Source organism: Arthrobacter sp. 10T413_2, assembly GCF_056394205.1.
In genome coordinates this window covers 1-13,296 of sequence record NZ_JBFTHK010000116.1, presented here as the reverse complement: position 1 = coordinate 13,296, position 13,296 = coordinate 1, and the positions used below count along the sequence as shown (strand labels likewise).

Below are 13,296 nucleotides of genomic sequence, written 5' to 3'. Positions count from 1 at the left end.
GCCCATTACACGCTCCCGGGCCCGCACTGCCAAGGGCAAAAAGGCCCGGCGTCGACGAGTCAGGCGGGCGTCCCGGGGATGGAGGCGGCCGCCAGCAGACGGCAGCGGGCGACGGCGGATGCCGCCGTCGCCCGCTATGCCCGCCGCGACCGGCACGGCCGGTGCGCGCGAGGCGGCCGTGCGCCGGCGTCGGCGGGGCTTAGTGGCCCATGCCGAGGCCGCCGTCGACCGGAATAATCGCACCGGAGATGTAGGAAGCTTCGTCGCTGGCGATCCAGCGAACGACATTGGCGACCTCGGAGGCCTCGGCAAAGCGCCCGGCGGGAACCTTGGTCAGGTAGTCCTTCTGGGTCGCCTCGGGCAGCTCGGCCGTCATGTCGGTGTTGATGAAGCCCGGTGCCACCACGTTCGCGGTGATGCCGCGGCCGCCGAGCTCGCGGGTCAGCGAACGGGCGATGCCCACGAGGCCGGCCTTGGAGGCCGAATAGTTGATCTGGCCCGGCGCGCCGTACATGCCGGAGACCGAGGAGATCAGGACCACGCGGCCCTTGCGCGCCCGGATCATGCCCTTGGACGCGCGCTTGATGACGCGGAAGGCGCCCGTGAGGTTGGTGTCGAGCACGGAGGTGAAGTCGTCTTCGCTCATGCGCATCAGGAGCGTGTCCTTGGTGATGCCGGCGTTGGCAACGAGTACCTCGACGGGGCCGTKGGCGGCTTCGACGGCGGCGAACGCGGCGTCAACCGAGGCTTCATCCGTGACGTCTGCCTTGACGCCGAGGATGCCCTCGGGCAGGGGAGATTCGCTGCGGAAGGTCACTGCGACCTTGTCGCCGTTGGCCAGGAAGGACTCGGCGATGGCCAGGCCGATCCCCCGGTTTCCGCCGGTGATCAGAACGCTGCGGCCGGTGGTGGGTGTTTCAGACATGCGGGGMTCCGGAATTCTGCGGCAGGGAAGGCCGCGCTGGGGGCTGGATTTTTCCTGCCTCCGATCTTAGCGTCCGGTTCGCATCCGTTTGGGCGGCTCCGCCGATGGTGAGAGAATCGGAGTAAGCCTTGGGAGCGTGATCTAACAGCCGTGACACTCAAAAACCGACCCGGTGTTCCTGTGCCCGGGAGGCCGGACGCCGAGTCCGGCGGCACTGAGGTGCACAGCATTACCGACGCCGCTGCCGCGCACTCGGATGAGATGCGCCAGCGGATGATCAAATACGCGATCGCCATGGGGATCCGCATGGTTTGCCTGATCCTCATTTTCGTCGTGGACGGCTGGTTCAAGCTCCTTCCCGTCCTGGGGGCCGTGTTCCTGCCGTGGGTTGCGGTGGTGATCGCCAACGGCAGCGACAAGGCGGAGATCCACAGCGATTCCCTCCTRGACTATGTGCCGCAGGTGGAGCTGGACGCCCCGGCCGCCGCAGACCCGGGCCAGGCGTCCGCGCCCGCCGGAGCTGGCGACGCGGATGATGCCGGCGTGACGCTGCTGCAAGGCGAACTGATCGATGATGAGAACGACGACKACACCCACGGACGGGCGGCTTCATGAACCTCTTTGACCTGGCCGGGAGCGGCGGCGGCACCGTCGCGGCCCCCGGCACCGTCTGCTCGCGGAAGGCCTGCCGCGAGAAGGCGGAATGGCAGCTCCTGTGGAACAACCCCAAGATCCACACCCCGGAGCKGCGCAAGATCTGGCTGGCGTGCGGTGAACACCGTGCCTGGCTCGAGGACTATCTCCAGACCCGCGGGCTGTGGAAAGAGACACTGGCCCTCGAAGCGACCCCGTCCGTTGACACGACTGCGCCCCTGGACCCGTCAGGCAGGATCGGCTGAATGTACCGCTTTCTTTTCTCCAGCAAGTGGCTGGGGTACTTGCTGCTCGCCGCGATCTTCGCCGCAGCCTGCGTGGGGCTTGGCCGGTGGCAGATGGACCGGCGCGCCGAGACACTGGCTGAAATCAACCGGGTGGTCTCCAATTACTCCGCCACACCGGTGCCCTTCTCCGCCGTCCGGGACCAGTTCAGCCGACTCGATCCGGAGCGCGAGTGGACCCAGGTKGAACTCAAGGGCAGCTACGACGCCGCCGGCCAGCGCGTCGTCCGCAACCGGCCGCTGAACGGCCAGCCCGGGTACGAGGTGGTGGTGCCGCTTAGGCTCGAGTCCGGCGAAACCGTGGTGATCGACCGGGGCTGGCTGCCGATCGGGAACAACACGCCGGGCCGGCCCGACTCTGTGCCCGCGCCGCCGCAGGGACCCGTGACGGTGGTTGCCCGCCTCAAAGCCGGCGAGCCCGAGCTCCAGCGCKGCGCCCCTGACGGCCAGCTGGCCTCGATCGATCTCTCGACCTATTCCACGCAACTGGGATATCCGCTGCTCAGGGGCGCCTACGGACAACTTGCCTCGGAGTCCCCCTCGGTGCAGGCCATGCCCTTCCCGTTCCCCAAACCGTCCACCGATGAAGGAACCCACCTCTCCTATTCCCTGCAGTGGTTCGCCTTTGGCGTGCTGATGTTCGTCGGATTCGGCTATGCGGCCCGGCAGCARGCCCGTAACGCCGCCATTGACGCGGAGGACGCGGAAGCAGAGGCCGCCAACGGCGGATTCCTGCACTCCAGCGGCCCGGTGGCCCGGCGTCGTCCCGTCCCCCGCAAGCGGAAGAACGCGACCGCGGAGGAAGAGGAAGACGCGATTCTGGACGCGCAGGGCTACTGAGACGTGGCCGCCTTGATTCCGGAGCCGGTGGCCCGGGTGAAGCACGCGCTGACCTCACTGGGCGCCGAGGACACCGTCACGGTGTTTGAGTCGAAGGTCCCGACGGCGGCCGCCGCCGCGACCGCCTTGGGCTGCGACGTCGCGGCGATCACCAACAGCCTCGTGTTCGACCTCGACGGCACGCCGTTGCTGATCCTGGCCAGCGGCGCCGCCCGGGTCGATGTCCGCAAGGTCTCGGCGCKACTGGGCGCAGGGAAGATCCGCCGCGCCTCACCTGAATTCGTCCTGGAACACACCGGTCAGGAAGTCGGCGGTGTGGCTCCCGTGGGGMATCCGGAGAAGATCCGGACGCTGCTGGACGAATCACTGGCGGCCCACCCCGTGCTCTGGGCAGGGGCGGGCGACCACAATTCGATGTTCTCGATCAGCTACGAAGAACTGCACCGGATCACGGGCGCGGTGGAGATGCCCGTCCGTTAGGGCTTTACGCCAGCGTGATCAGGTCCAGGTAGTCTTCGTTCCAGTGGTMTTCGACGCCGTCGGGAAGCAGGACGACCCGCTCCGGGTTGAGCGCCTCGACGGCGCCCTCATCGTGGCTCACCAGCACCACTGCGCCGGTGTAGTTGCGCAGCGCACCGAGGATTTCGGAGCGGCTGGCCKGGTCCAGGTTGTTGGTGGGCTCGTCGAGGAGCAGCACATTCGCGCTCGAGGCCACGATGGTGGCCAGGGCCAGACGGGTCTTTTCGCCGCCGGAGAGAACCCCGGCGGGTTTGTCGACGTCGTCCCCGGAAAACAGGAACGAGCCCAGGATGCCACGGACTTCGGAATCGTTCATGTCCGGGGYGGCCGAGCGCATGTTCTGCAGGACGGTGCGGTCGACGTCGAGCGTCTCGTGCTCCTGGKCGTAGTAGCCCACCTTGAGGCCGTGGCCGGGAATCACTTCGCCGGTGTCCGGCTTGTCGACGCCGGCGAGCATGCGCAGCAGCGTCGTCTTGCCGGCACCGTTGAGCCCCAGGATGACCACCTTGGAGCCGCGGTCGATCGCGAGGTCGACGTCCGTGAAGATTTCCAGCGAGCCGTAGGACTTGCTGAGGCCGTCCGCGGTGAGCGGGGTCTTKCCGCAGGGCGAGGGGTCCKGGAAGCGCAGGGCTGCCACGCGGTCGTTTTCACGGACGGCTTCGAGGCCGCCGAGGAGCCGTTCGGCGCGCTTGGCCATGTTCTGCGCGGCGACGGCCTTGGTGGCCTTGGCCCGCATTTTGTTCGCCTGGTCCATGAGGACCTGGGCCTTCTTTTCCGCGTTGGCGCGTTCACGCTTGCGGGCGCGCTCGTCGGTTTCGCGCTGGGTGAGGTAGCGCTTCCAGTCCATGTTGTAGAAATCGATCTGGGCGCGGTTGGCGTCCAGCAGGAAGACCTTGTTCACCGTTGCTTCGAGCAGTTCGGTGTCGTGGCTGATGACGATCAGGCCGCCCTGGTGGTTCTTGAGGAACTCACGGAGCCAGGAGATGGAATCGGCGTCGAGGTGGTTGGTGGGCTCATCGAGGAGCATGGTCTCGGCATCCGAGTAGAGGATGCGCGCGAGCTCCACGCGGCGCCGCTGGCCGCCGGACAGGGTTTTCAGCGGCTGGTTCAGCAGGCGGTCCGGCAGGGCGAGGTTCGAGCAGATCGCCGCGGCCTCAGCTTCCGCCGCGTAGCCGCCGGCGGCCAGGAATTCGGATTCCAGCCGGTCGTAGCGGTTCATCGCCTTGCGCTGGACTGCCGCGTCCTCGCTGGCCATCTCTTCGTGCGCCACGCGGAGCTTGCCGACGGCGACGTCCAGGCCGCGGACKGACAGGATCCGGTCCCGTGCGAGCTGCTCCATGTCCGGGGTGCGGGGATCCTKCGGCAGGTAGCCGATCTCGCCGCTGCGGGTCACCTTGCCGGCGGCCGGCAGGCCTTCGCCCGCGAGCACCCGGGTCAGTGTGGTCTTGCCTGCACCGTTACGGCCGACCAGGCCGATCTTGTCTCCCTTGTCGATCCGGAAGCTCACCTGGTCCATGAGGAGGCGGGCGCCGGCGCGAAGTTMGAGATCCTGGACGGTAATCAATGCAGCTAAGGCCTTTCACAACAGGGAATGCCGCGGCACATCGGGTGGAATCTGGGCGGGGCCGGGGCAGGTCGGCCAAGAGCACGGCCTCTACAAGTCTACCGGCCCCGCCCGGACTCCGTGACATGGGCACCCGTGGCCGCGGCGGGCCGTCGCGCGGACCCCGGAGGGCATTCGTTGGCGGCGCCCTCCAGCATCCGAGCCGCCGCTTAGTGGGGCACCTACAAAAAACCCGGACGACGGCGGCCGTACAGTCGGAATCACCATTCCGTTATGCGCCGCATCGCCGCCATGCACCGCACCGCACCTTCGACAGGAACACCATGACGCAGACCGACCACCCCGCCACAGCCAAGACCGGGCTATCGCGCCGCCGGAGCCGCTGGAACGCCACCGACCTCGGCCTGATCGCCGTCTTCGCCGCCCTGGTGGCCGGTTCCGCGCTGATCGCCGCCATTCCCGTTGGCGGACTCGGCGTGCCCATCACGCTGCAGACCCTTGCCGTCATGCTCACGGGGCTGGCGCTCGGCCCGGGGCGGGCCTTCGCCGCCCTGGGACTCTACCTGCTGCTGGGATTCGCCGGCCTGCCGATCTTCAGCGGCGGCCGCAGCGGGCTGGGCGTCCTCGCGGGCCCGTCCGCCGGCTACATCATCGGGTTCCTGCTGGCCGCCACGGCGGTGGGCTGGCTGACCGTCGTCGTGCTCGCACGCACCGCCACCCGGACCGGAAAACTCCGCGCCGTGCTCCTGTTCACAGCCGCCATGGTGAGCAGCATCATCTTCATCCACGGCCTGGGCATCCTGGGCATGATGGTCAACGCCAAGCTGGACTTCTCCAAGGCCTTCCTGGCCGACCTCGTGTTCTACCCCGGCGACATCATCAAGAACGTCCTGGCCGTCAGCATCGCCCTGGCCCTGCACAAGGCCTTCCCGGATCTGCTGCTCCGCCGCGTCCGGACGGCAGACGCCCGGCCGTGAGCACCATCGTCCTGGACCGGGTCTCGGTGCGGGTGTCCGTTGACGGCCGCACCGAACCCAAGACGCTGCTCCAGGAAGTTTCCCTCACCTTCACGGAACGGCGCATCGGGATTATCGGGGCGAACGGCTCGGGCAAGTCCACCCTCCTTCGGCTCCTCAACGGGCTCATTGCACCCAGCGACGGCGCGGTAGGAGTCGACGGCGCCGATACCGTCCGCGCCGTGCGGGAGGTCCGCCGCCGCGTGGGCTTTGTCTTCACGGATCCGCTTTCCCAGCTCGTCATGCCCACCGGCCGCGAGGACGTTGAGCTGTCCCTGCGGCGCTCCATCCGGAACACCCCGGAGCGCCGCGCCCACGCGGAGACAGTCCTGGACCGGTTCGGGCTCCTGCGCCTCGCGGATCAGAGCATCTACGAACTCTCCGGCGGCGAACGCCAACTCCTGGCGTTGGCAGCCGTCCTGGCCGTCGACCCGGAAGTGCTGGTCCTGGACGAGCCGTCCACCCTACTGGACCTGCGCAATCGCGAACTCCTGCGGCGCACGCTGTCCGGGCTCCGCCAGCAGGTCATCCTGTCCACCCACGACCTCGAACTCGCCCAGGACATGGACCGGCTCCTTGTGGTGGATGCCGGGAGGGTGGTGTTCGACGGCGGTCCGGCCGAGGCCGTCCGGCACTACCGCGCCCTGAGCGCTGCGGGCCTGCCTCCCGAGGGCCTGCCTGGGACTGGTGCCGGGGGCGCCGGGCTGGCCGGGACTGGTGCCGGGCTGGCCGGGCTTCAGCCGGAGCCGCCGGAGCAGGGCGGCCTTCAGCAGGCCCGGCTGGAGCGGCCGTGAGMGGCCACGGCTTCCTCCTGGCAACCTACTCGCCGGGCACTTCCCTGATCCACCGGGCGCCGCTGGGGCTGAAGTTCCTGCTGGTTGTCGGGTGCGGAATGGCGTCCTTCCTGATCTCCGACTGGGCGGTGTCCGCCGTCGCGCTGGCGCTGCTGTGCGGGCTGTTCCTGCTCAGTGGCKCGGGACCGGCCCGGCTGTTCCGCGCGGTGCGCCCGGTCCTGCCGGTCCTGGTGGCGATCGGCGTCTTCCAGTGGTGGCAGCTGGGCGCACCCACCGCCGCGCGGATCGTCCTGAACGTCCTGGTCTGTGTCGTGGCGGCCTCGATCCTCACCGCCACTACCCCGGTGCAGGCGCTCCTCGACGGCGTCGCATCCCTGGCCCGGCCGTTCCGGCGCTTCGGTGCGGACCCGGAGCGCTTCGCCCTGACCATTGCCATCATGCTCCGCAGCATCCCGTTMGTTGCCGACGCCTACCTGAACGTCCGCGACTCCGCCCGGGCCCGCGGACTCGASCGCAACCCCCGCGCTTTGGTGCTCCCGGTGTTCATCACCACCGTGGCCTTCGCCCGGCAGACCGGCGACGCGCTGGCCGCGCGTGGCCTGGGCGAGCCCGAGGACCCGGAAAACTAGTCCCCTGCCGGTTGCCCCGGGCACTCCTCCCGGACCCCGTTCCCACTGGACATGCCCTCCSCTGGCAGCAAGCAATGGACATAGAGCCACAGTGTCCGCCCYTCAARCYGAAGAATGGGCATGTCCCRCCCTGAGTGCCCGAGCGGCCCACRCCCGGAGCCCACACCCGTTGGACATGCCCTCCCCTGGCAGCAAGCAATGGACATAGAGCCACAGTGTCCACCTTTCAAACCGAAGAATGGACATCTCCCTTCTCCGGGGCCGGAGMAGGACATGCCACGTTGCCGGGGTCAGAGCAGAACATGTCCCGGATCCGAAGGATGGACATGTCCTCCGTTGCTCGCAGCCACGGGACATAAGCCCCGCATGCCCACCGGCCGCGGCGAAAAATGGGCATGTCCCCCGGGGTTGCCCGGGAGGGTCAGCCCAGGCTGCAGTAGCCGAGCAGCGCGGCTGTGCCCATGCCGCCGGCGATGCTGATCATRGCCAGKGCGAGCTGGCCGGGCTCCCGGGACCTGCGGGCCTGTGCCAGCAGCCTGGTCACCAGCACCGCGCCCGAAGCTCCGTAGGCGTGCCCCAGTGCCAGGGCGCCGCCGTCGAGGTTCGCGTGCTCCGGATCGATCCCCAACTGGTCCAGGCACGCGAGCGTCTGGGAGGCGAATGCCTCGTTGAATTCGACCAGGCCCAGGTCTTTAGACGTGAKGTCGTGGGCGGCCAGGAGCCGCCCGGCCGCCGCGGCCGCCCCGATGCCAAGCAGTTGCGGCGCCACCCCTGCCGTGTCGGTTCCCAGCACCAGGAGCCCGTCGGGGGCGCCCAGCTGCCGCGCCCGTTCCACGGACGTAATGACGACAGCGGCCGCGCCGTCCGCGTCAAAGCAGGAGTTCCCGGCCGTGACCGTGCCGCCGGCCGCGAACACGGGCGGGAAGCGGGCCATCAGGGCCGGCCCAAGGCTGGGCCTCGGACCGTCGTCGGCGGCCACGGCGGCCCCGGACTGCGCGGCCAGCGGCACGAGTTCGCCGTCGAACCGCCCGGCAGCGGCGGCGGCCAGGGCACGGCGGTGGCTGCGGAGCGCGAAGGCGTCCTGGCGGTCCCGGCTGATGCCGTAGCCGGCGGCAACGTTCTCGGCCGCCACCCCCATGTCCGGGTCGCCGAGGCTGAGCGGGGCGAACTGGGCCCTGCTGTAGTAGTCCGCGCTGCCGTCCTCGTTGCGGTGCGCCCGGAGCGGGGCCGTGCTGATGCTTTCCACGCCGCCGGCGAGGTAGACGCCGCTGCCGCCCGCGGCGACGAGCCGGGAGGCKAGCACGATCGCGTCCAGCCCGGAGCCGCACTGCCGGTCCACCGTGACGCCGGGCACCGTGACGGGCAGACCGGCCTCCAGCGCGGCGAGCCGGGCCACGTTCCCGCCGCCGCCCACGGCGTTGCCGACCACGACGTCGGTGACGGTGTCCGGGGTGAGGCCCGCACCGGCGTCGGAGAGCAGGCTGCGCAGCACCGGGGCCAGGAGCTCGTGGGCGCGCAGTTTCTTCAGGGTGCCGCTGGCACGGCAGAGCGGCGTCCGCCGCGCGGCGATGATCACCGGCTGCCGGTCCTCCGGCAGCAGCCCCGGGAAGGACAGCCCGCCTGAAGCACGGCCGGCTGAATCCGGCCCGTCTCCCAACAGACCGGCTCCCAACGGCCCGGGCTCCGTGCGCCGCTCAGCCAAGGCGCCGGACCCGGGRATCGTTCCGGTCCACCCAGTCGAGCAGCAGCTGCCGGCTGATCTTGCCCCGGTCGGTCAGGGGCAGMTCGGCCAGCGCGAAGTATTCGAGAGGGCGCTTATTGCGTGCCAGCACGTCATCGATGCCCGCCTTCAGCTGGGTGGCGGTGACCGCCCCGTGCGAGGGCACCACTGCGGCCACAACACGCTGGCCCCGAAGGTCGTCGGCCATGCCGGCAGCCACGGCCGCCGCGACGCCCGGGACGGACGCCAGCGCCATTTCGACTTCGTGCGGGTAGACGTTCGTGCCGGCGGTGACGATCATGTCGGAGCGGCGGCCCAGCATGTGCAGGGTCCCGCCGGAGACGTATCCCTGGTCCCCGACGGTGTACMAGCCGTCGAAACACCGCAGGGCGTGGCCGTCGTCGCCCCAGAGGTAGCCGTTGCTGACCATGCCGCTGCGGACGCAGATGTTGCCGTCCGTGCCGTCCGGGAGTTCGGCCCCCCGGTCGTCCAGGATGCGGATATCGACGCCGGGAAAGGGTTTCCCGATCCCCGTGCCGCCCGGCTCCACGGCCTCGCCGGGGCACAGGCCGGCGCCCGAAACGAAGCTGAGCTCGGAGGCGCCGTAGTACTCGAAGATGGTGGCGTTGGGTGCCCAGCGCCTCGCTGCTTCCAGCGTCCGGGCGTCCAGCTTGGAGCMGGCGCAGACGATGCTGCGGATGCCGGCGGCGTCGACCCCGCCGGCCAGGCCGCGCTCGCTGAGCAGCCGGAGCATGGTGGGGACCAGKACCAGCCGGGTGATGCCGTCGTGGCTGACGGCCGCGTGGGCGGCGCCGACGTCGAAGTGGTCGAGCGTGTGGAACTCCGCACCGGCGTAGAGGCATTCGGCGAGGGCGTAGAGGTTCAGGCTCGCCGCGAGCGGGCCGGGGGCCAGGGACTTGTCTTCCCGGGTCAGGCCGAAGAATTCAATGGACGCGTCGAACGATTCCTGCCAGGACCGCCGTGACCGGGTAAACGCCTTAGGCACCGAGGTGGTACCGGAGGTCAGGCCGATCAGGAACGAGGTGCCCGGCGGCCCGTCAACCAGCTCGGCTCCCAGTCCAGCGCCGGATTCATCCCCCAGAACCGGTGTCCGCGCGATTCGGGCGGTAATCGCGTCCTGCAGCTGCTGCGGCCAGGCGGGGTCCAGCACCGCGCACTGGCGCTGACCGGCGACGGCAGCAGCGAACGCGACGGCGAAGCGGGTTGAGTTGTGTTCCGACAAGACGGTGATGGCCGGCGCCGCGGCGACCAGCGCCGCGGCCTGGTCCCGCAGACCGGACCAGCTGAGGTGATTCCCGGCCACGACGACGGCAGTTTCGTCGGGGCGGTCATCGGCCCAGCGCTGGAGTCTGTCGAGAAAAGGCATCGCACCAACTTTACCGTTGCCGGCCGCCGCCGCCCCTTGTGCGGGATATTGTGACTCCATGAGCTTCAATGACAACGCCCCGCTGGATCCGTCACAGGTCCAGGATCGACGAKGGATGGGCCGCGGCCCCATGATCGGCGGCGGGATCGGCGGTGGCATCATCCTGCTGCTGGCCGCACTGTTCGGCATCAACCCCCAGCTTCTTGAGGGACTGGCCGGCACCACCCAGGACCCCCAGTCGCAGAGTCAGGGGTCGGCGCCCGCCTGCCAGACCGGGGCCGACGCCGACGCCCGCCTCGACTGCAGGATCACGGGCACCGTCAACAGCCTGAACGCCTTCTGGCCGGCCTATCTGGCCCAGTACAACACCAAATACCCGCGTCCCAAGGCCGTGATCTTCACCGGCGGGACCAACACCGGCTGCGGCGCCGCGACCACCGAGGTAGGACCGTTCTACTGCCCCGTAGACACCACGGCGTACTTCGATCCCGGATTMTTCCAGGAACTCGTGGACCGGTTCGGCTCCTCCGGCGGGCCGCTGGCACAGGAGTATGTGGTGGCCCACGAGTTCGGGCACCACGTCCAGAACCTGCTCGGCAACCTCGACCGCGCGCAACAGGATCCGCAGGGCCCCGCTTCAGGCGGGGTCCGGGTAGAGCTCCAGGCCGACTGCTACGCAGGGCTGTGGGCACATTATGCAACCACACAGCCGGACCCCAAGACCGGCCAGCCGTATCTCGAACCGCTCACGGACAAGGATCTCCAGGATGCCTTGTCGGCCGCCTCGGCCGTGGGCGATGACCGCATCCAGAAGGCCGCCACAGGCCGCGTCTCACCCGAAGCGTGGACCCACGGGTCCAGTGCACAGCGGCAGAAGTGGTTCTACCAGGGCTACACGACCGGGGACATCAACAAGTGCGACACCTTTGCGGCGGCGACGCCCTGACCCCTAAGGCCGGAGCCCACCGGCCTCGCGTTCACCGGGCCGGCGTTCCGCGCCGGGCCGGGATCTCAACGTAGCTCAGGAATCCGGCGTGGCCCACGTGCCGGTGCTTCGGGTGCCATACCGGCCGGTAAAGATGCCCGAAGGGGTCCGTCACCCGGACCGTGTCCAGCTGCTCATTCCCGGCCAGGAGGCGGTCGACGTCGGCCAGTTCGTTGCGCCGCGTGGACAGCCCGTCGATTTCCAGGCCCCAGAGCCCCAGCTCAGCGTCCGTCCCGCGTTCCAGCTGCAGCGTCTCAAACAGTCCGGCCACGAGTTCGGTTAGTCCGACGGCGTCCGCTCGCTGCAGCCGGTGTTTTTCGGGGTGCACCTCGCGGGCGTCGGCCAGCGCCTGCCGCAGCCAGTGGAATTCCACATGTCCCAAGGGCGGCCCCATCTTCAGGTGGCGGTTCTGGTCCAGCTCGAGCCGGTAKGAGGTGGCGTTGCGGTCGATGATGCACGGGGCCTCGCCGACATACTCCAAGTCCGCCAGCAGGTCTTCCCTGGAACGGTAGTAGTCGAACTCGCCGCTGTCCTCGAMKACGACGAAGTCCCCGGCGGCGCCGGACGGCCCCGGCGCCGCGCCGGCCGGGCCGCCCGTGTCCCGCCACGGTGCTGGTGTGGCATTCATTCCGGTTCGCCTCCTGTCGACACTATGCCCGGTCCGCAGCCAGGGTGCCGCGGCGGACTCGTTGCCTTTATCAGATCACCGACCGGGCCGAAAGGGAACGCACGGGCTTAAATGACGCCGGCCCCGCCTCAGTGAGGCGGGGCCGGCGTCGTCGTAATTTGGGTCTCCGAGGCCAATGCGGCGGTGGGGACTTAGATGTTGAAGCCCAGGGCGCGCATCTGGTCTCGTCCGTCTTCGGTGATTCGTTCCGGGCCCCACGGCGGCATCMAAACCCAGTTGAGGCGCCAGTCGTCGACGATCCCGTCCAGGGCCTTGCCGACCTGCTCTTCGATGACATCGGTGAGCGGGCAGGCGGCCGTGGTGAGCGTCATGTCGATCAGGAKGGCGCCGTCGTCGTCTGAGTACTTCAGGCCGTAGAGCAGGCCCAGATCAACGATATTGACCCCGAGCTCCGGGTCAATCACATCCTTGAGTGCCTCTTCGACGTCCTCGAGGCCCGTGCGGGCCACATTGAGTTCAGTCATGGTGAAGTCCTAACTAGGCCTGTGCTGCAGCGTCTGCGGCAGCGATCGTGGCTGCTCCGGCGCCCGTGGCGTAGCGGTCGTAGCCTTCATCTTCAAGGCGGTCKGCGAGTTCCGGGCCGCCTTCTTCGACAACCTGGCCGTCAACGAACACGTGCACGAAGTCCGGCTTGATGTAGCGCAGGATCCGGGTGTAGTGCGTGATGAGCAGGGTACCCATGTTGCCTTCCGCGTGGGCGCGGTTGACGCCCTCGGAGACAACCTTCAGTGCGTCGACGTCGAGGCCGGAGTCGGTCTCATCGAGGATCGCGAATTTCGGCTTGAACAGTTCAAGCTGGAGGATCTCGACGCGCTTCTTCTCGCCGCCGGAGAAGCMCTCGTTGAMGTTGCGCTGGGTGAAGTCGGCGTCGATGCGCAGCTGCGCCATGGCAGCCTTGACGTCCTTCGTCCAGGTGCGGAGCTTCGGGGCCTCGCCGTCGATGGCGGTCTTGGCGGTGCGCAGGAAGTTCGTCATGCTCACGCCGGGAACCTCGACGGGGTACTGCATGGCCAGGAACAGGCCGGCCCGGGCGCGCTCGTCAACGCTCATCGCGAGGACGTCTTCGCCGTCGAGCGTGATGGAACMCGAGGTGACGTTGTAGCGCGGGTGGCCTGCGATGGTGGACGCCAGGGTGGACTTGCCGGAACCGTTCGGACCCATGATGGCGTGCGTCTCGCCGGTCCGGATGGTCAGGCTGACGCCCTTCAGGATTTCCTTGGTGCCCTGCTCGGTGTCAATGCTGACGTGCAGGTCCTTGATCTCAAGAGTAGACATGTGCCTTGTTCTCCTC

General features: G+C 68.8%; 15 protein-coding genes. 8 read left to right on the top strand and 7 right to left on the bottom strand.

All coding sequences use genetic code 11. The features are described from left to right. Positions 1–199: 199 nt before the first annotated feature. A complete protein-coding gene (gene fabG / locus AC1DBQ_RS16440) occupies positions 200–925 on the bottom strand; it encodes a 3-oxoacyl-ACP reductase FabG (protein ID WP_476929526.1) in 726 nt (241 codons plus the stop codon). Between the two features lie 150 nt (positions 926–1,075). On the opposite strand from fabG, the gene AC1DBQ_RS16435 reads away from it, so the two are divergent. Genes AC1DBQ_RS16435 through AC1DBQ_RS16420 form a run of 4 tightly spaced genes read left to right on the top strand, consistent with a single transcriptional unit; the run spans position 1,076 to position 3,183 of the window. Continuing rightward, positions 1,076–1,540 (top strand): DUF3099 domain-containing protein, encoded by a 465-nt coding sequence (locus AC1DBQ_RS16435; RefSeq protein ID WP_476929525.1) that lies wholly within the window; start codon positions 1,076–1,078, stop codon positions 1,538–1,540. After that, positions 1,537–1,824, top strand: coding sequence for a hypothetical protein (locus tag AC1DBQ_RS16430; protein WP_476929524.1), 288 nt, complete (start codon positions 1,537–1,539; stop codon positions 1,822–1,824). Before AC1DBQ_RS16435 ends, AC1DBQ_RS16430 begins: the two co-directional genes overlap by 4 nt. Continuing rightward, entirely contained in the window at positions 1,825–2,703 is an 879-nt protein-coding gene (locus AC1DBQ_RS16425; RefSeq protein WP_476929523.1) for an SURF1 family cytochrome oxidase biogenesis protein, read from the top strand. A gap of 3 nt (positions 2,704–2,706) precedes the next feature. Then, positions 2,707–3,183: a YbaK/EbsC family protein gene (locus AC1DBQ_RS16420; RefSeq protein ID WP_476929522.1), complete on the top strand. Its 477-nt coding sequence runs from the start codon at positions 2,707–2,709 to the stop codon at positions 3,181–3,183. A gap of 4 nt (positions 3,184–3,187) precedes the next feature. On the opposite strand, the gene AC1DBQ_RS16415 is transcribed toward AC1DBQ_RS16420, so the two are convergent. After that, entirely contained in the window at positions 3,188–4,786 is a 1,599-nt protein-coding gene (locus tag AC1DBQ_RS16415; protein WP_476929521.1) for an ABC-F family ATP-binding cassette domain-containing protein, read from the bottom strand. 323 nt (positions 4,787–5,109) lie between these two features. Here AC1DBQ_RS16415 and AC1DBQ_RS16410 point away from each other — a divergent pair, with 323 nt between their 5' ends. The 3 genes from AC1DBQ_RS16410 to AC1DBQ_RS16400 are packed head-to-tail and all read left to right on the top strand — an operon-like array spanning position 5,110 to position 7,225. Further along, complete coding sequence (locus AC1DBQ_RS16410; RefSeq protein ID WP_476929520.1) at positions 5,110–5,763, top strand: biotin transporter BioY; 654 nt, start codon at positions 5,110–5,112, stop codon at positions 5,761–5,763. Then, positions 5,760–6,596 carry an energy-coupling factor ABC transporter ATP-binding protein gene (locus AC1DBQ_RS16405; RefSeq protein ID WP_476929519.1) on the top strand — a complete coding sequence of 279 codons (837 nt, stop codon included), beginning with the start codon at positions 5,760–5,762 and terminating at the stop codon, positions 6,594–6,596. Before AC1DBQ_RS16410 ends, AC1DBQ_RS16405 begins: the two co-directional genes overlap by 4 nt. Continuing rightward, a complete protein-coding gene (locus AC1DBQ_RS16400) occupies positions 6,593–7,225 on the top strand; it encodes an energy-coupling factor transporter transmembrane component T family protein (RefSeq protein ID WP_476929518.1) in 633 nt (210 codons plus the stop codon). Before AC1DBQ_RS16405 ends, AC1DBQ_RS16400 begins: the two co-directional genes overlap by 4 nt. Before the next feature lie 421 nt (positions 7,226–7,646). Here the strand turns inward: AC1DBQ_RS16400 and AC1DBQ_RS16395 are convergent, their stop codons facing one another. Both AC1DBQ_RS16395 and AC1DBQ_RS16390 read right to left on the bottom strand, forming a co-directional pair. Continuing rightward, positions 7,647–8,882 carry a thiolase family protein gene (locus AC1DBQ_RS16395; protein ID WP_476929517.1) on the bottom strand — a complete coding sequence of 412 codons (1,236 nt, stop codon included), beginning with the start codon at positions 8,880–8,882 and terminating at the stop codon, positions 7,647–7,649. A 37-nt stretch (positions 8,883–8,919) separates the two neighbouring features. Further along, positions 8,920–10,332: an AMP-binding protein gene (locus AC1DBQ_RS16390; RefSeq protein ID WP_476929516.1), complete on the bottom strand. Its 1,413-nt coding sequence runs from the start codon at positions 10,330–10,332 to the stop codon at positions 8,920–8,922. Positions 10,333–10,390: 58 nt separating this feature from the next. On the opposite strand from AC1DBQ_RS16390, the gene ypfJ reads away from it, so the two are divergent. Next, positions 10,391–11,278, top strand: a complete 888-nt coding sequence (gene ypfJ / locus AC1DBQ_RS16385) for a KPN_02809 family neutral zinc metallopeptidase (protein ID WP_476929515.1) — start codon at positions 10,391–10,393, stop codon at positions 11,276–11,278. A 31-nt stretch (positions 11,279–11,309) separates the two neighbouring features. Here the strand turns inward: ypfJ and AC1DBQ_RS16380 are convergent, their stop codons facing one another. The 3 genes from AC1DBQ_RS16380 to sufC all read right to left on the bottom strand — a co-directional run bounded on the left by AC1DBQ_RS16380 (position 11,310) and on the right by sufC (position 13,280). Then, entirely contained in the window at positions 11,310–11,945 is a 636-nt protein-coding gene (locus AC1DBQ_RS16380) for a hypothetical protein (RefSeq protein WP_476929514.1), read from the bottom strand. 191 nt (positions 11,946–12,136) lie between these two features. Next, on the bottom strand, positions 12,137–12,469 hold the full coding sequence (locus AC1DBQ_RS16375) for a metal-sulfur cluster assembly factor (protein ID WP_476929513.1): 333 nt from the start codon (positions 12,467–12,469) through the stop codon (positions 12,137–12,139). A 13-nt stretch (positions 12,470–12,482) separates the two neighbouring features. Beyond that, entirely contained in the window at positions 12,483–13,280 is a 798-nt protein-coding gene (sufC, locus tag AC1DBQ_RS16370) for a Fe-S cluster assembly ATPase SufC (RefSeq protein ID WP_476929512.1), read from the bottom strand. Between the last annotated feature and the right edge of the window lie 16 nt (positions 13,281–13,296).